Annotated in this window: 29 protein-coding genes; 27 read left to right on the forward strand and 2 right to left on the reverse strand. The window is 67.2% G+C overall.

Features of this window, described 5'->3' with window-relative positions; genetic code table 11:
• Positions 1-114: 114 nt before the first annotated feature.
• Entirely contained in the window at positions 115-888 is a 774-nt protein-coding gene (locus ACJ6WD_RS09705) for a GntR family transcriptional regulator (RefSeq protein WP_407615537.1), read from the reverse strand.
• A 2-nt stretch (positions 889-890) separates the two neighbouring features.
• The gene (locus tag ACJ6WD_RS09710) at positions 891-1,436 is read right to left on the reverse strand and encodes a UTRA domain-containing protein (protein ID WP_407615538.1); all 546 of its coding nucleotides are present in this window, start codon (positions 1,434-1,436) and stop codon (positions 891-893) included.
• A gap of 164 nt (positions 1,437-1,600) precedes the next feature.
• On the opposite strand from ACJ6WD_RS09710, the gene ACJ6WD_RS09715 reads away from it, so the two are divergent.
• The 27 genes from ACJ6WD_RS09715 to ACJ6WD_RS09845 all read left to right on the forward strand — a co-directional run bounded on the left by ACJ6WD_RS09715 (position 1,601) and on the right by ACJ6WD_RS09845 (position 14,852).
• A complete protein-coding gene (locus ACJ6WD_RS09715; protein ID WP_407615539.1) occupies positions 1,601-1,840 on the forward strand; it encodes a helix-turn-helix domain-containing protein in 240 nt (79 codons plus the stop codon).
• Positions 1,840-2,124, forward strand: a complete 285-nt coding sequence (locus ACJ6WD_RS09720) for a hypothetical protein (RefSeq protein ID WP_407615540.1) — start codon at positions 1,840-1,842, stop codon at positions 2,122-2,124. The genes ACJ6WD_RS09715 and ACJ6WD_RS09720 overlap by 1 nt, the downstream gene beginning before the upstream one ends.
• The gene (locus tag ACJ6WD_RS09725) at positions 2,121-2,438 is read left to right on the forward strand and encodes a hypothetical protein (RefSeq protein WP_331246610.1); all 318 of its coding nucleotides are present in this window, start codon (positions 2,121-2,123) and stop codon (positions 2,436-2,438) included. Before ACJ6WD_RS09720 ends, ACJ6WD_RS09725 begins: the two co-directional genes overlap by 4 nt.
• Positions 2,435-2,806 carry a hypothetical protein gene (locus ACJ6WD_RS09730; RefSeq protein WP_407615541.1) on the forward strand — a complete coding sequence of 124 codons (372 nt, stop codon included), beginning with the start codon at positions 2,435-2,437 and terminating at the stop codon, positions 2,804-2,806. The genes ACJ6WD_RS09725 and ACJ6WD_RS09730 overlap by 4 nt, the downstream gene beginning before the upstream one ends.
• Before the next feature lie 745 nt (positions 2,807-3,551).
• Positions 3,552-3,911: a hypothetical protein gene (locus tag ACJ6WD_RS09735; RefSeq protein WP_376442831.1), complete on the forward strand. Its 360-nt coding sequence runs from the start codon at positions 3,552-3,554 to the stop codon at positions 3,909-3,911.
• Between the two features lie 32 nt (positions 3,912-3,943).
• The gene (locus ACJ6WD_RS09740) at positions 3,944-4,201 is read left to right on the forward strand and encodes a hypothetical protein (RefSeq protein WP_376442828.1); all 258 of its coding nucleotides are present in this window, start codon (positions 3,944-3,946) and stop codon (positions 4,199-4,201) included.
• Positions 4,202-4,246: 45 nt separating this feature from the next.
• Positions 4,247-4,450, forward strand: coding sequence for a hypothetical protein (locus ACJ6WD_RS09745; protein ID WP_376442825.1), 204 nt, complete (start codon positions 4,247-4,249; stop codon positions 4,448-4,450).
• 61 nt (positions 4,451-4,511) lie between these two features.
• Positions 4,512-4,745 carry a hypothetical protein gene (locus ACJ6WD_RS09750; RefSeq protein WP_376442822.1) on the forward strand — a complete coding sequence of 78 codons (234 nt, stop codon included), beginning with the start codon at positions 4,512-4,514 and terminating at the stop codon, positions 4,743-4,745.
• Between the two features lie 98 nt (positions 4,746-4,843).
• A complete protein-coding gene (locus ACJ6WD_RS09755) occupies positions 4,844-5,038 on the forward strand; it encodes a hypothetical protein (RefSeq protein WP_331246605.1) in 195 nt (64 codons plus the stop codon).
• Between the two features lie 85 nt (positions 5,039-5,123).
• Positions 5,124-5,465 (forward strand): hypothetical protein, encoded by a 342-nt coding sequence (locus ACJ6WD_RS09760; RefSeq protein ID WP_407615542.1) that lies wholly within the window; start codon positions 5,124-5,126, stop codon positions 5,463-5,465.
• Positions 5,465-5,689 carry a hypothetical protein gene (locus ACJ6WD_RS09765; RefSeq protein ID WP_407615543.1) on the forward strand — a complete coding sequence of 75 codons (225 nt, stop codon included), beginning with the start codon at positions 5,465-5,467 and terminating at the stop codon, positions 5,687-5,689. The genes ACJ6WD_RS09760 and ACJ6WD_RS09765 overlap by 1 nt, the downstream gene beginning before the upstream one ends.
• A gap of 12 nt (positions 5,690-5,701) precedes the next feature.
• Positions 5,702-5,926: a hypothetical protein gene (locus tag ACJ6WD_RS09770; protein ID WP_407615544.1), complete on the forward strand. Its 225-nt coding sequence runs from the start codon at positions 5,702-5,704 to the stop codon at positions 5,924-5,926.
• 108 nt (positions 5,927-6,034) lie between these two features.
• Entirely contained in the window at positions 6,035-6,250 is a 216-nt protein-coding gene (locus tag ACJ6WD_RS09775; protein ID WP_407615545.1) for a hypothetical protein, read from the forward strand.
• A gap of 34 nt (positions 6,251-6,284) precedes the next feature.
• On the forward strand, positions 6,285-7,538 hold the full coding sequence (locus ACJ6WD_RS09780) for a hypothetical protein (protein WP_407615546.1): 1,254 nt from the start codon (positions 6,285-6,287) through the stop codon (positions 7,536-7,538).
• Positions 7,535-8,002 carry a hypothetical protein gene (locus ACJ6WD_RS09785; protein WP_407615547.1) on the forward strand — a complete coding sequence of 156 codons (468 nt, stop codon included), beginning with the start codon at positions 7,535-7,537 and terminating at the stop codon, positions 8,000-8,002. Before ACJ6WD_RS09780 ends, ACJ6WD_RS09785 begins: the two co-directional genes overlap by 4 nt.
• 10 nt (positions 8,003-8,012) lie before the next feature.
• Positions 8,013-10,040, forward strand: coding sequence for a hypothetical protein (locus tag ACJ6WD_RS09790; RefSeq protein ID WP_407615548.1), 2,028 nt, complete (start codon positions 8,013-8,015; stop codon positions 10,038-10,040).
• Positions 10,041-10,252: 212 nt separating this feature from the next.
• On the forward strand, positions 10,253-10,459 hold the full coding sequence (locus ACJ6WD_RS09795) for a hypothetical protein (protein ID WP_376442800.1): 207 nt from the start codon (positions 10,253-10,255) through the stop codon (positions 10,457-10,459).
• Positions 10,459-10,839: an ATPase gene (locus ACJ6WD_RS09800; RefSeq protein ID WP_407615549.1), complete on the forward strand. Its 381-nt coding sequence runs from the start codon at positions 10,459-10,461 to the stop codon at positions 10,837-10,839. The genes ACJ6WD_RS09795 and ACJ6WD_RS09800 overlap by 1 nt, the downstream gene beginning before the upstream one ends.
• 32 nt (positions 10,840-10,871) lie before the next feature.
• Entirely contained in the window at positions 10,872-11,456 is a 585-nt protein-coding gene (locus ACJ6WD_RS09805; RefSeq protein WP_407615550.1) for a hypothetical protein, read from the forward strand.
• 27 nt (positions 11,457-11,483) lie between these two features.
• Complete coding sequence (locus ACJ6WD_RS09810; protein WP_407615551.1) at positions 11,484-11,960, forward strand: hypothetical protein; 477 nt, start codon at positions 11,484-11,486, stop codon at positions 11,958-11,960.
• A gap of 46 nt (positions 11,961-12,006) precedes the next feature.
• Positions 12,007-12,546, forward strand: a complete 540-nt coding sequence (locus tag ACJ6WD_RS09815; RefSeq protein ID WP_407615552.1) for a hypothetical protein — start codon at positions 12,007-12,009, stop codon at positions 12,544-12,546.
• Between the two features lie 11 nt (positions 12,547-12,557).
• Positions 12,558-12,818 carry a hypothetical protein gene (locus tag ACJ6WD_RS09820; protein WP_407615553.1) on the forward strand — a complete coding sequence of 87 codons (261 nt, stop codon included), beginning with the start codon at positions 12,558-12,560 and terminating at the stop codon, positions 12,816-12,818.
• A gap of 74 nt (positions 12,819-12,892) precedes the next feature.
• A complete protein-coding gene (locus ACJ6WD_RS09825) occupies positions 12,893-13,207 on the forward strand; it encodes a hypothetical protein (protein ID WP_407615554.1) in 315 nt (104 codons plus the stop codon).
• Positions 13,204-13,557: a ParB N-terminal domain-containing protein gene (locus ACJ6WD_RS09830; RefSeq protein WP_407615555.1), complete on the forward strand. Its 354-nt coding sequence runs from the start codon at positions 13,204-13,206 to the stop codon at positions 13,555-13,557. The genes ACJ6WD_RS09825 and ACJ6WD_RS09830 overlap by 4 nt, the downstream gene beginning before the upstream one ends.
• A 56-nt stretch (positions 13,558-13,613) precedes the next feature.
• Positions 13,614-13,808 carry a hypothetical protein gene (locus tag ACJ6WD_RS09835; RefSeq protein WP_407615556.1) on the forward strand — a complete coding sequence of 65 codons (195 nt, stop codon included), beginning with the start codon at positions 13,614-13,616 and terminating at the stop codon, positions 13,806-13,808.
• Positions 13,809-13,952: 144 nt separating this feature from the next.
• Positions 13,953-14,129 carry a hypothetical protein gene (locus ACJ6WD_RS09840; RefSeq protein ID WP_407615557.1) on the forward strand — a complete coding sequence of 59 codons (177 nt, stop codon included), beginning with the start codon at positions 13,953-13,955 and terminating at the stop codon, positions 14,127-14,129.
• A 24-nt stretch (positions 14,130-14,153) separates the two neighbouring features.
• Positions 14,154-14,852 carry a hypothetical protein gene (locus ACJ6WD_RS09845; RefSeq protein WP_407615558.1) on the forward strand — a complete coding sequence of 233 codons (699 nt, stop codon included), beginning with the start codon at positions 14,154-14,156 and terminating at the stop codon, positions 14,850-14,852.
• The last annotated feature ends 42 nt before the right edge of the window (positions 14,853-14,894 follow it).

Consider the following 14,894-nt stretch of genomic DNA (forward strand, 5'->3'; position numbering starts at 1 on the left):
CTCTGAGGCACACCCAAAGCGTATCGCTATTTGTGAATGGTTGCTAGCGGGTCTGATGAAGCAAACGCGAAGGCGCCCCAACTCGACCAGAGTTGGGGCGCCTCTTTGCGCTGGTCAGAACTCGTATTGCAGCGCGTACAGATGGCCAGCCTTCGCCATCGTTGTGACCTCAATGGGCCTGTCATCGTGGCTCAGCACAACGCGGAACGTGCGCAAGACCGAGATCTGCCGGGGCAGTTGCAGGGCCTCGTACTCCTCGTTGGTGGGCTCCTCGGCCGTCACCTTGTCGACGGTCCGCAGCGGTGGGTACCCCATCTCTGCCAGGAGCGTAGGTGTACCGCCCTTGATCTTCGCGCGTCCCGCGATGGCTGTACCTTCGGCGATCTCGATCGGGTAGTAAGAGTGAACCAGCTCGCAGGGTTCGTCGCCCAGGCTCAGCAGCTGCTTGCGCAGCATCGCCTTGCCTTCATCGCCCAGCTCCAATGCTGCTGCCACATCGGCAGGCGGACGCACCTCTCCAACCTGGAGAACCTGAATCTTCGGCGTCTGCCCCCTGCGCTCCGCCTCGGTGATCCAGCGATACGACTGACCAGCCTCGGCAGGCTTCGAGTAGGCCGCCGGCACCATGGTCTGCCGTCGCACGTCTAGGACGGTGACGGAGGCCCCTGCGCGCCCTTCGACGAGTGCCTCCTCCTTCAACATCGTCACGGCCTTCTGGATGCTGGCGCTGGATGCGTTGAAGCGGGCCTTGAGTTGCTCGGTGCTCGGAAGCTTGGCCCCGACCTTCAGGTCACCTGACAGGATCTCGCGTCGCAAGTCCGTGGCGATCCGCTCGTGAAGGGGGCGCGGATCCGCGGCGTCTTTGGAAGTGCGGTTGAGAGCGGGCATGGTCAGTCCACCTTCATTTCGTATCGGAGTCTCCGGAGCTTGGCGGGTGCGACCATGACGTCGGCCTGGATCGGTTGATCGTCTCCGTCGAGGGTGAGTCGTTCAATGATCACTACTACTTCGGAGGCGGCAACCTGGAGGCTTGCAGCTTCGGTCGCCGTGGCGGCCCGTGCGGTCACGTCCTCGATGACGCGGGCGGCCTTGAACCCCAGCTTGGATACGTAGGCAACGGCCCCACCTTTGATCTTCCTCGGTTCAGCGAGTGCCGTACCGGAGGCGATCCGGGCCGGGTAGTAGGTGTCGGTGAGTTCGACTGGCGTGCCATCGGCGAACATGACGCGCTGGCGAACGATGACTGCCTCTTCCCCTGTGACCTGCAGCGACTCAGCCACGGCCGATGGCGGTGTGACCTCGCCGGCGTGCGTCAGCTTCTGAGTCCCGATCTGGGCATGGCTTGCCGCCTCTTCGCCCCACGCCTCCCGCGAGTCACCCGAGCGCGATTTGACGTAGTTCGCAGAAGCGCTGATCCACTCATCTCCGCTGGTCATGTGCCCTCCGTGTCGACCTTCTCGCTTCCAACCTAGCCACTATTCACGATAAGCGACCGGCGCGCGGCTTCCAGATGTCGCGGAGACCTTGTTGGTATTTAGAAATAGCGCTAAGGTCGAAGCGTCCAAGGCACCCAAGAGAGATGCGATTGGAGGGCACAGCTATGCCGCTTCCCAAGAGGCTGCCGACGCTGTCCGTCAAGGAAGCGGCCACGGCACTCGATGTACATCCGTCGACGATCTACCGCTGGGTCGATGAGGGGGATCTGCCCGCAGTCCGCTACGGCAAGAGCCCCGTGTCGGGCACCAAGCGAAGGGGTGGCGAGATCCGGATCCCGGAGAACGTCATCGCCGACCGCCTGCGCCGGGGGCCCGTCTTCGAGCCCGTCGAGGCGGTGGCGTGATGACTACTCGCCCCACCGCCCCGATGTCCCGCGCGGATATCGCCGCCCACGCGGCCGCGTCCCACACCCGTGTCTCGCTGGAGGTCCAGCGTGCTGTGGCCCGTTTCGAGGCCGCCGCGCTGAGGGTGGAGGAGCTGGCCGGGCTGGACGCTCGCGGGATGTCCGGCGCCCAGTTCGATTCGCTGGCTCTGGCGCAGGACGCGATGGCTGAGTCCCGGCGGGTCCTGGGGCTGGCTGGTCTGCTGCACCTGGTCGACGCGGCCGTGAAGGCGGTGGCCCGATGACCGACTTGGTTCCGTCTTCGTTTGTCTCTGCGCCGACACGGGATGGTCTGGTCGCGGCGGTGGAGTCGACTCCTGTGAGGGCTCTGGTTTTCCTCCAGGGCGTGATCACTGCCACCGCGTCGAATGAGGCCCGGTCGGTGGTGACGTTGTCGGATGGAACGGGGTCGATTGTGGTTCGCGTTCCGTGGGAGGTGCGCCGGCATTTTGACCGTGACGCGTTCGACGTGGGTCTGGTGCTGTCCCTGGTTGGTCGCCGGCAGCGGGACTACGTGCTCGCTGTCCGCGTTGAGCTCGGCGGGGTGGTGGGGTCGTGAGTAAGTGGTCTTGCCGGTGGGCGACGACGCATGCGAATGGTCTGGTGACTGCCGGGTCGACGGAGCCGGTTCTGACTGTCCTGGAGGTTCGCGGTTTTGAGATCCGCGACATGTTCTTGATCGGGATCAACCCGGATTGTGGGTCGATTGTGGTCGAGGAGGAGGCGCGGGCCTGGGAGATCAAGGCGGCGTTGGAGCCGGCGTATCGGGTGACTGTCCGGCAGGGCTTCGACGGTGATTGGTCTGTCAAGTTTGATCGGCGGGAGTTGGACGGGTCGGTGCCGGATTGGTTCGTCCGGGAGATCACGCTGCGGGACGGCACCGTGGTGATGCGGGATGGTCGTTGGGTCGGGGAGGCGGGTGCGTGATGTCGACTGCTCCTGCTCCGTTCCCGGGCGATCAGGATCCGTTTGCTGAGGCTCGTCGCCGGGCTGCTCTGTCTCCGGTGTCGGCTGCTCTTGCTGAGCAGCGTGCTGGTGATCGTGTCGCGTCGGTCCTGGATCTTCAGGCCCGTGATGCTGACCCGCTGTACGTGGCGAAGATGCAGTCCCTCGCCCGGCAGTTGTTCGCCGAGGCCGCTGCGGCGACCGTGCAGCCGGTGTGGGGGTGGTGATGGTGCTGGCTCCGGAGCTTGCGCATGCGGAGCAGGTGCGTGCGGATGGGCTGACGGCCCGGATCGTGGCGATCTCCGCTGATCCGCGGCACCCGTCGCAGAGTTCTCTGCACCTGTACCGGGAAGCGGCTCGTGAGGCGTATGGGTCTGCTGCCCGGCACGCGGTTCAGCCTGTGCTGCGGGGGTTGTGATGGCTGCTGAGCCTGAGCCGCAGCATGATCGCGCCGACTCCCCTCCTGCTGTCCCTCCGCTTCCGCAGCGTGTTCCTGGCGGTTCGTTGTGAGCGCGGACGACGAGACGCGTCGTCGTATCGAGTCGATTCGTCAGTCTGAGGCTGCTGCGCGTCGGGCTGAGGCGGCACGCAAGAAGCTTGAGGCTGACCGCCGGTCGAGCCGCCGTTCCTAGTCCCCGTGCCCCGGGATTGACCGCACGTCCCCGGGCACGGCCCATCTCGCACCATCCATCCCGTTCGTGCACCACTGCCGAGAGGCCATGCCGTCATGCCCGCTTCCGCTCTGCGAGCCCTCTTCCACCGGACCGACAAGGAGCCCCAGATGGCCACCACCGAGACCACGACCGCCGAGCCGACCGCCGTCGTCATGCGGTTCCTCACCGTCGCCGGGGCCGCGCTCGGACGCGAAGACATCACCGTCGACCTCACTCATCTCCAGGACGACACCCGCGCCAAGTGCAACGGCTGCGGCCAGCACAAGGACCACACCACGAAGAACTACTACATGGGCTCCGACAACAAGCCCGTGTACTTCCAGGACCGCGCCAAAGGCGACAAGAACGCCCGCGAATGGGCCCAGTCCCACGCCGAGAAGTGCCGCGCGATGCCGCGCCCCACCGGCCGCTGACCATCACCCCGTCGACTGAATGGAACCGCCCAATGCTCGCGAAGTACAAGACCCGCCAGCGCCACCAGAAGATCATGCGCGTCGCCCACCACCTGCTCCGCGATGCGGCCGACCGGCGCCGCCCGGAGTCCCTTCGCTACACCCCCGACGCCGCTGACGTGACCGCCCTGGACGTCGTCGCCTACGCCTTCGGCCGCTACCAGCTCGAAGTCGACTCCGACGAGGCGCAGAAGTTCCTCGACGCAGCCCGGGTGTCCCGCGGCGAAACCGTCACCCCGATCACCGCCTGACCCCAAGCCCCGCCATCGCCCGCTTCTTCCGAGAGGACCACCGTCATGTCGCTCCGTCTGATCAGCCGCAAGTCGTCCAGCAGTGACGCCGCCTACCGCTCCGACCTCATCACCCGTTACGTGCGCGCCACCGATTGGGCGGAGGAGCTGAGTCTGCTCGCCGAGGCCACCCGCTACGACAAAGCCAACCCCGGCGCCCCGTCCCTCGTGGACGAGCTGCACGGAGCCGGACTCGGGGACGCCGCGTGATGTCGACTGCCCCCGCCCAGATCAACGCCGCTCGCACCACTACACGCTGAAGGAGAGAGCTATGTCCCGTCTGGACCCCGAGTACGAGCGTGCCCACGCGAGGTGGCGTGAGGCCCGCCAAGCCCTGTCGGCTGCCTATGAGGCTTTCCTTTCGGCTGGCTATGCGGATTCCCGTGGGTTCGCTCCCAGGAGCCCTAGCCAGCGTCGCCAGGAACTGGAGCGGCTCGAAGCGGCGAAGCGCGCCGAGGCGGAGGCGCGGGCGGCCCTGAAGTTGCCCTGGGAGCAGGGCCGCTGAGATTCACGTGGCCCGGCTCTGGCAGGCCAGTTGCGCCAAGCTCGCCGCTGCCTGACCGTCCACACCACTGACACCCATCACGAACTGAGGAGAAGCACATGGGACTTGGAGACCACGTCGGACCGAGCGGTGTCGTTACGAACCAGGCGCTGATCGCCACCTTGCAGGAGGAGGTCGTCGCGTACCGGCGGGACCTCAAGGCCAAGCGCTGGCCGCCGAAGCAGGCCGCAGTGCTCGAACGGGCCATTGATGAGCACCTGGACCGTATCGCGGAGCTCAAGAAGCGGATCTGAAGGCCGCGCTGCCCGCCTCGGGCCAGTACGGGCGGGCAGCCGGCGGGACCACCACCTAAACCACGTAGCAGCAGAGGAGACCGTTGTGACTGAGTGGGAGTGCAGCAAGCGTGGCGCGAAGCGGTTCGCCCGCGATGTCGTGCCCGGCCGGACGTACTACTCGATCGAGACCGCGAGGTCCCCGTGGGGCGATGAACAGGTGTGGCGGCCCTGGGAGTTCGACGGCAAGCAGCTGTTCACCGGCGCCAAGATGTCGGGCGCGGTGTCGGCTGAGGGGGCGTGCTTGCGCTTCGGGCCGATGTACGACGAGCAGCCGGGCCGTCACATCCGCCCGATGTTCGAGGGTGACGACGAGGCCCTGTACGCGGCGCCTGCCGATCGGCTGCAGGTGCGGGCCAGCTATCAGCGGGAGAGGGCGCGGCGCTGATGGTCGCCGTCACCGTGGGCTGCCCGGTCCGGCCGGAGCAGACGACCTGCTGCCTCGGCAATCCGTTGCAGTGCCGCAGCGAAGGGCCGCCGTGGGAGCCGGACTTGTGGGAGTGCCCGGTCTGCCACTGCACCCTCCAGACCAGCCTCTCCGGGTTCGCGCCCCCCGGGTGGCGGATGGTGACCGCTATCTCGACCGCCGACTGCACCCGAAACCACGACTGAGGAGGGACGCACATGTCTGTGCAGGACATCGCCGAGAAGCTCGGCGCCGGCGCTGAGGCTGACCGCGAGGTGCTGGTTGCCCGAGCCCTCGACAACATCGCGCAGTGGGAGTCCGACCTCGCGGAGATTCGCCGGTTGATCGCCTGGGGGCGGGTCGAACCGGCCTACCTATTCACCCTTGAGCGGATCGCGGCCGAGCGTCGGCAACGGATCGATGAACTCAAGCGCCTGATCTGAGCAGCTGGTCGGTAGGCGCTTAGCCCTCGCCGCCGGTCTCGTACCGGCGGCCTGGAGATCCGACGAGCAGCACCCCCACCTCTACTTCCTTCTGCGAAGGGCACTCCCATGCGTCTCGGCATTCTGATCGGCCTGACTCGGGCCCGCGTCGCCCTGCTGATCGCCGGCCTGGCTTGGTTCATGGGCCTGTCCGCCCCGGTCGGCATACGGATCCTGATCGCCGCCCTGGTCCTCGCCGGCATCGCCGGAGACGGCGCGGTCGAAGGCCACCGCACCAAACCCCCCACCACAAAGTCGACCCGCGACTACGACACCGCCGCCTAGCCGCCCCGCCCCACGTCAAGGAAGGAGAAGCGCGATGACGACCGTCATCGAAGACAAGGCCACCATCGACACGCAGTTCGACCCGATTGCCCTGGCTGAGGCGGAGGCGATCCGTACCCGTGCCGAGTCCGAGTCCGAAGCCCGCCGCATCGAAGCCGAAGGCAAGGTCGAAGCCGAGAAGATCAAGGCTGGTGAGGAAGCCGAGCGGCAGCGGATCGCCAACGAGCGAGCCCGCATGCGGCTGGAGAAGGAGCAGGCCGACCACTCCGCCAAGGTCGCAGAGGCCAATCGGAAGCGGGAAGAGTCCGAGCGTCTTACTCGTGAGGCGCGGGAGAATTCGAAGGCCGAGCAGCAGGTCAAAGAAGCTGACGCGAAGAAGCTCGCCGAAGCTGAAGACTCCTGGCGATACTTCGCGATCGCCTTCGCAATCGCCTGCGCCGTGGTCGCCCTGCCCGTTCAGATGGCGGCGTTCTGGAACAAAGACGCCCCCTGGATGGTGTCCGCGCCCTTCATGCTCGAAGGTGCCGCGTGGGTCGTGCTTCGGGGTGCTGCGGCGGCAGTCGCTGCACGCCGCCCGCACTGGCACTTCCGGCTGATCGCTTGGGCGCTCGCGTTCGTCGCGGCTGGCGTCAACCTGTGGCACGGCCTGGAGGCATTCGACCCCGCGACGGCGATCGGTACAGCTGTCGCGTCGATCGCCGGCCCCGGAGTATGGGACCTCCACGAACACGGTCGGATTCGTAAGCGGGACGGCGTGCCCACGCGGCGCGAGCGCCGTGCGGAGGCAAAGGAAGCGAAACGGCTCGCCGCTGAGAAGGCAGCGAAGGAGTTGCGCGAGGCGGAGCGCCAGGCGTACCGGGAGAAGGGCGAACGCGAGGCCGCCGACGAGCTCGACCGGGTCCGCCGTGAGGAGTTCCCGGAGGTTCACCGGCACGCGTGGCGGCTGGCTGCAGACCTCGGCAAGACGGCCATGACGGATGCCATCTGGAAGCAGGCCAAGCTCGACGTCGAAGGCGCTCCGCCCGGTGAGTCTGCGGACATCATCCGCATGCGCAATGCCGCCGAGATGAGGGTCGAAGCAGCCCGCCAGAAGCGCCCCGTCAACGCCCTCAACAAGACCGTGAACGCGCAGCGTGCAAACCAAATGCCCCGTGTCCAGCGAGGCCCTGCACGCAAGCCCCCGGTACGCCGGTCCGGAGACACCCAGAAGTACGTCTCTGCTGCCCGCCGGCAGGCCGCCATCACGGCCAAGGGCGCGGCCCGGAAGCAGGACGGAGTAGCGACATGACCGGCATCACCTACGTCGTCGTCCACCCCGGATTCCGTGCAGTGAAGGTCGGCTTCACCATGACCGACTCTCGCCGCTTGGAGGAGCTTGGCCGGTGCGGCTGGGAGCCCTACCGGAACCTCGTCGTGGCCACTCAAGAACTCGCCCGACAGATAGAGCAGGCAGCCCTCTTCGAGATCCGATTCCGCCGATACGTTCCGCGCTACCTGACCTCGGCCGAGATGCGGACCGCGGGCTGGACCGAGACCGCAAGCCTTGGGCTGATCGCGGCTCGCGAGGTCTGGGACGTCGTTTGCGAGCAGGCCAGCCTGATCCAACTCGGCCCTGCCGTCGAGCGCGCTCCGGACGGGCGCCGCCGCAATGGCGGCACTCCGCCCGTTCGTCGCGCCGGTCAAACCCTGCCTTACAGCAAGCTCGCCCGCACCCAAGCTCGCCTTGAGCAGACCGCCGAGAAGAAGGACTGAGGGCCCCGTCATGGCAACGCCGATTACGGATCAGCGGCCGACGCTGAGTCTCGTCAAGGACACCCCCATCAAGGGCGCGATCGTCGAGCACCAGGGCGAGACGCTGCGGCCGAAGTGGATCGAGTCCGGGAAGGAGCTCGCTACCCGTGCCCAGGAGCACGCTGCCGAACACCGGCTGTACGTCGGCTGGAGCGTCCGTGGCTACCGTAACCTCGGCCGGCGCTGGCTGGAGGCCCGCCGCGACGACTACCCGCAGATGATCCAGTCCGCGAAGACAGAGCTGAAGGAGGCGGACGGCGACACGTCATCCGAGGCCGCCGCCAAGGATCTGGTCCGACAGCGCCGCGCCGAGTACCGGCTCCACAAGCGCTGGCACTGGATCAAGACTGGCGGGTGGAGTGCGGCCGGCACCACGGGCGTCACCACTGCCGTGGTAGTCGGTGGGGGATGGGTCGATCTGCTCCTCGCCCTCGGCGCCTACGCCGTCGGTACGTGGCATGGCCGGCCCGGTGCAGAACCGGCCGCCTTCGTGGACTCGACCAGCGGCTTGATCGCCATCGAGTCCAGCGAAGACGACCCGTTCCCCATCGCCGACGCCAGCACCAGGGACGAGGCCGCCGAGTGCGTGCGCCGCGCCCTCGCCTCGGAAGGCATCAATGTTGCCGCGGTCGAGGCCGGCCGCCGCTACCCGTGGGGCTGGGAGGTCACCGTGCGGCTCCGCAAGGGCACCCCCGCCGACCTGATCGCAAAGGCGCCCGAGCTGGAGACGCCCCTCGACCTACCGACGGACGGTCTGCTGTGCCAGCCGATGCGGCAGCGGCGCGCCCAGGTCGTGCTGCGCCTGGTGGAGGGTGACCCGTTCGAGGACATGCCGACCTTGCCAGCCCGGAAGCCGAACAGCCTCGCCATGCGCGACAAGGCGCTGGTCGCCAAACGGATGGACGGGCAGCCGACCAAACTGTCGGTCCTCGGGCAGCACTTCATCGTCATCGCCAGCTCTGGTGGCGGGAAGTCGGTGACCTTCCGAACGATCGGCGACACCCTCACCGATTGCGCGGACGTCATCGTCGTCGACCTCGACCCGGGCGGCAACGGTCTGGAACCCCTCGCCGCTGCGGTTGGCGTGCGAGTCGTGGGCGCCGACCAGATGCACATCATCGAGGCGGTACTGGAAAAGCTCCTGAAGATCGCGAAGGCTCGGGCGATGCTCCTCGGCAAGCTCGGCATGGGAGACAACTGGATCCCGTCGCCCCGCTACCCGGCGATTGTCACGCTGATCGACGAGTACCCGCAGCTGTCGCAGCGCGCGAAGGCCCTCGTCGTCGCGATCCTGCGGGTAGGTCGCAAGTCCCGCGTACAGATTGGTCTCGCCGCGCAGGAAGCCACGAAGGACGCGATCGGCGCGGCCATCGCTGACTCCATCGCCCTGAAGATCGTGGGGCCGAGCAGGCATCAGGACATTGTGCAGGTCTTCGGCGCTGGCGCGGGAGCGAACGGATGGCGCCCCGACCGGCTTCACCCCGCCCAAGGGGAAGACCCCGCCGACGCTGGCAAGGTCTACATCATGGGCGGCGGTTCCACCGACCCTCTCATCCACAAGTTCATTGCCATGAGCCCCGAGGAAGGCAAGCGCCGAGCCGCCGAACGCGCTACCGCGGGCCGCCCATGGTTCGACCCCGAGTCGCTGGATCTGGCCGGCGTCACGTTCGATGACCTCGACACCGTCCGCCCGCACGACCGACTGCCCGAAGTGATCGAGTTGGCGCGGGCAGCGTTCACAGCCGCAGACGACCCGGCTCGGATGAGCGTCAACGACCTGTACGAGTACGTGGCCGCCGCGGCGCCCGAAAGCTGGGCGCCTGAGGAGGGCGAGGAGATCGAGTCGGCGCGGAACCGTTACCTGAAGGCTCTGCGCGATGCCGCCGCCGCGGTGGCCCCAGCGGTCGACATGAAGGCGAAGCAGTGGCGTGGTGGCCGCGGTTACTACCTCGACACCTTGATCGAACTGACCGGCGATGAGGCGCTCGAAGGGCCCTGATTCGCCGAAGTGGGGGCGTGACGTTGCACGTCACGCGCGTGACGCACCGCGTTACGGGGGCGTGACGGCGCCGATCTGCGCGTGACGCGTCACGCCCCCGTAACGCGCACCTTCAGCTCTCTGACCTGCGGCGTAACGCGCCGTAACGCGACCCGTCACGCGCCCCAATGCCCGAAAGATCCGCAAATATACCTTCGCTGAAGGAGACTTCGATGGCCACCAAGAACCCCCGCACCCAGATGACCGATCAGCAGTGGGAGTCCCAGAACGGCGCCCTCCACCCCGGCACCGCCCGAGCCCGCGGCCTCTGCTGGCACTGCGCCGGCGTCGGCGCCCTCTACACCGCCTTCCGCGGCGAACACGTCAAGGTCACCTGCCCTGACTGCGAGGGCACTGGCAAGGCCCGGGTGAACGCCTGATGCCCACCGCCGACATCGTCAGCTTCGGATACCTCCACGGCGACCCGCCGGCCGCGCACCTGACGCTCGACCTGCGCGAGCACTTCCGCGACCCGCACGTGTCGCCGGAACTGCGGTACATGACCGCCCACGACGGCGAGGTCCGCCAGGCCGTGTACGCCACACCCGGCATCCCCGCCCTCATCGAAGCCACCGCCGACGCGATCGTCGCGTTCAGCCATGGCCCCAGCGCCGGACCCGTCTGTGTGGCCGTCGGATGCGCAGGGGGCCGGCACCGGGCCGCCGCGGTTGCCATGGCTCTCCAGACCGCGCTCGCCGCGGAAGGCGTCACGGCCACTGTTGCGCACCGCGACCTCGACAAGCCCGTCGTGGATCGCTGACCTTGTCACTCACCGAAGGAGACCCAGCCGTCATGCCCGCGTCCACTCTGACCGTCGCCGACCTCGACCAGGCCGCGGCACGCATCGTCCCCACCCTGACCGAGCCCGAACGGGCAGCGTGGGCCGGCATCACCGCCGGCTACTCCCGCTCCCTCGTCGCCAAGACCACCCAGCAGCTGGTCGACGAGGCCCTCCGCTCCCTCCCCGAGCACGGCACCCGACCCAGCGTCGACGTCCGCCTCCCCGGCCGCTTCACCCGCGCACTTCCGGATTGGGCGCACCGGACCAAGGCCGACCTCTCTCACAAGCCCAGCACTCAACTCGCTGTCGCCGCCGAGATTTTGAGGCGGTGGGGCTGGCAGCAGAAACCGCACAAGCTCCGCGACGGTCGCGGCCGGCGCTGCATCTGCGGTGCCGTCTGCGCAGCCGTTTCGCTCGGTGTCGGCTCCGTCGACTCCGCCCACCAGGCCGCCGGATACCTACTGCAGGAGCTCCGGGAGACCCATCGCTGGCGAGCGCTGATCGGCGACTGGAACCAATCCCCGGGACGCACCGCCGAGCAGGCCATCGGACTCGTCACCGCCGCCCACCACCGAGCCCTGGCCGCAGGGCACTGACCACCACCCATCCAAGAAGGAGAAGTCATGGCTCGGCAGTTGTTCGGTCTCACTCCCGACGAGTACCGGATGTATGTCGCTGTTCACGAACTGGGTCACGCGGTCGCGGGGATCACCGCTGGCCACGACTACCGCAAGATCGAACTGCGCATTGGCGACGACGGCCACCCGGCCGACGGCATCGCGGTGGCCCGCAGGTGGGGCCGCAAGGAACGGTTCCCGCTCCTGGTCGCCATCCATGGCGGCTTCATCGCCAGCGAGATGCACTTCCGCAAGATCGGGCTTTGGGACCGGCATCGTCAGGAGCTCGCCGCCTCCGGGGCGCGCCACGACCACGACCAGGCCACTCGACTGAAGCCCAGCCCGCAGGAGAGCGCCGAGGCCATCTCTCAGGCCCGCACGCATCTGGAACGGCACTGGACCGTCATCGACTACGCCACCCCGCAGCTCCTCGCCAAGGGCCGACTGTCGTACCGGCAGCTGCGCTCTGTACCCGGATGGTGAACGGTCTCTTCGCACTTTCGCCCACCACTGAATCCGCAGGGAATCCGTGAACCTCACCATCGACCGGCGCTGCCGGAACGTCCGCCGCATCGAGGACCGCATCCGCGAAATCGGCGACCACGCCGGCCGACTCGCCGCACACCACCTCGGCGGCCGTCTACCTCAGGTGGAGATAGTCCTGACCGACGGGAACGGGGTTGCTCGCCTCATTCAGGACGCCGACCTCGCCCTCGCGGGCACCCCGTCATGGCGGCGCCGAGCGGTCGGCCGCGTGTTTGACCACTGGCACGCCCGCCACGCTTTCGCAGCCACAGCCCTCACAGTCCGCGGCGCCCTGGTCGCCATCAACGCCTCCCGCAATAGCAACCTCCGCGAACTCGACCAAACCCTCATCCACGAACTCGGCCACACCATCCAGCTGACCGAGGCCGGCGCCCGCGACCGGCATATCGCCTACCTCCGCCAGCAGTACGGCCTCACCCCGCACAGCAAGAGCGATCAGCGCGACTACGAGCGACTCATCGACGTGCGCGAACAACAGGCCGCCAACCTCGAAGCCCTCGCTTGCCAACTCCCCAACCACTGAAAGGAATCTCCATGCCGTTGCCCGCCTGGATGAACTCACGTCGCGGAGCTGCCCGAGACGACCGCGATGTATGGAACGGCAAGTCGCTGCCCGCTCGCCGCGTCCGGCACGACGAGATCCACTACCGGATCTACGACGCGCGGACCGGCGACCTCCTCAGCTTCAACTCGACGAACGCCTTGGACTCGCTGGCCGCTGACGTCCTGCGGACCCAGGCCGAGAACCCGAGTTCCCGACTGCGCCTCGTGCAGTACGACGGCCCCGCCTACTGACCGGCAACAACCGGCCGGAGCTCGCTGCGACAGCGAGCTCCGCACCACTCCACAACACACCGAAGGGAATCAACGTGGTCTGGAACATCTCCCACGGCACCGACCGCCACAACGAGGTCTGTGCCTCGTACTCGCACATGTGCCAGCTCTGTGAGCACCTCGCGCATGTGCTGCCGGCACGCGAATGGCGTGTCCTCAAACCCGCCTTCGGGGTGCGGACCGGAGACCCCTTCGAGATCTCCGCGAAGGACGCTGGCCGCATGGCGCCGATCCTCCGCAGCGCCGCCGCCCACCGCCTCATGCCGGCGCAGTTCGCCGAGACCGCCCGGGACCTCGCCGACGCCGCAGACCGCGCCGCGGGAGGACGCCAGACCTGGAGGTGGCGGTGAAGCCCTGGGTGGGTCGGATGCCGACCTCGTGCCTCACCGACCGGCAGATCCGCCCGACTGAGTACACCAGGTGGGCTGACGCCCGTGAACGATTTGCTCGACGGCCCAAGGACAAGAAGATCCTCGACGACCTCAAGGCTTCGATCTCAAGGAACGGCCTCACGGTGCCGATCATCCTCGGCATCTCCGATCGATACCCGGACGACGTGTACGTCTGCGACGGGCATCACCGCGCTATCGCCCTGATCGATCTCGGCATCAGCGAGTTCGCATTCCAGTGGTATTGGATTCGGTCCTTCGGGGTCCACATGGAATGCGGGCCATTCCCGCATCAGGCGCTCGGCCTGTAGGCCCGCCCCTCAAATCCCGTTCCAGAAGCAGACCATTAACGCAAGGGGAGACAAGCATGCCCGCAAGCAGCTACCCGACCTACGACAGTCTGACGCTCCGCCGCATGTGGCGGGACGTGGAAGGAGCGATCTGGGCTCCGAAGGAAGTGCACAACACCGCAGACGCACTGCGGAAGGCGTTGGCGGCCGGTGATACAGAAGAAGCCTGCCGGCTCGCCGCCAAGCTCGACGACCTGCACAACAGGCCGTGAACGCGTAGGGAGCGCCCTCACCGCCGCGTGATCCTCGCACACGCCCCATCCGTCACAGATTTGTTCATCCTGGCCATCAATTGACGGATGGGGCCCACACCGGACAGCGGCGGCACTAGGTATGAAACGCCATAGGAGGAGTCTATGAGCTCTCGTCAGCATGAGCAGCAGAAGAACCTGCAGGGACACTACAAGGAATGCCCGGATCACCCGAACTATCAGTTCGCTCCCGGGCGGTGCCGATGCGATGCCATCACCGCCGAGGCGGAACGGTACTACTCCGAGCCAGACGACATGTTCGCGCGCGAGTGGGGGAACTGAGCCCAGGACGGACGAGAGGACTTCATGAGTGAACTCACGGATCCCGGTCGACACAGCCTCGACTGGAGAATCGCCTGGCGGCCGACCCATCTCTGGGCCGGCACCGAAAGTTTGGACGACGCGATCGCACGCTACAGCGACCTCGCTGCGATCATCAGCGGGGGCAAAGGGACGGTGGGGGACACCCTGAACCGGATCGCACTCGGCCACACTATCCAAGAGGAGCTTTGCGCACGTCAGCCGCGCCTGCTCTACGATGCCATCCGCCTCGGTGCGACGTGGGAGCAAGCCGCACGCGCCATGGGCCCAGGCATTACGCCGAAACAGGCGCGGGCGACAGTGCAGGAATGGGTGGATGAACAGTACCGCTACGAGAAGGCACTCGAAGAAGGCGGCCACCCTGTAGCGCGACGGCAATTCTCTGACGACCACCACGCCGAAGTGCGAGCATGGTGCGCCCTTGGAGACGCCGAAGTTCGCCCCAACGTCCCTGCCCACACGTATCCCTGCCGAATCGAGAGCGCACGGTTCGCGCTGCGAATCAGGGTCTCGGGCGAAGTGCATGCAGCCAACCGAGGCGAGTCAGGCACCGTGCATAGCGCCTGCGGCGACAACCTCGTGGAGGCGACGCTCTACCCAGGTAGCTCCGCCCGCATCTGTATCGATAGGGACACGCCCATCACCTGCAGTCAATGCGAGACGGTGCTTTTCGCATCCCACTGACCAGGGGTGCCTGACGAGTGTTGGCCCCACTGCGCACACCGC

It is taken from the genome of Streptomyces sp. VTCC 41912 (genome assembly GCF_045799175.1).
Lineage (GTDB): Bacteria > Actinomycetota > Actinomycetes > Streptomycetales > Streptomycetaceae > Streptomyces > Streptomyces albulus_C.